Here is a 344-nt window from a genome sequence, read left to right as displayed (position 1 = left end):
CACAGACTTACCAACACCAGAGCCAGCCATTACACCTATTCGCTGGCCAATACCCAGTGTAAGAAACCCATTTATAGAAGATACGCCTACATCCAGTGATTGAGAAACCGATTTACGAACTTTTAGCTCTTCATATGAATCAGGCAACACACACCTATCTTTAACGACAACATCTGAACTACCAAAAGCATCAACAACCGACCCTAAATATGAATCGGAATAGGTATAAGATGAAAAGTTATCAACCTTATAAACAATTGATTTAGATGATATTGTGTTGATGGTATCAAACACCATCAACACAGCCCTATCATCTTCAAAACCAATTACCTCTGCATAAACAC

1 pseudogene is annotated in these 344 nt (G+C 38.4%); it reads right to left on the bottom strand.

From position 1 onward, the window contains the following. Nucleotides 1-344 (bottom strand): annotated as a pseudogene (locus tag Q4528_RS13000) (hypothetical protein); the annotation flags it as partial.

The organism is Staphylococcus pasteuri, assembly GCF_030547725.1.
GTDB classification, from domain to species: Bacteria; Bacillota; Bacilli; order Staphylococcales; family Staphylococcaceae; genus Staphylococcus; species Staphylococcus pasteuri.
Note: the sequence above shows the minus strand (reverse complement) of the source record. Positions and strands in the feature narration are given on the sequence as shown.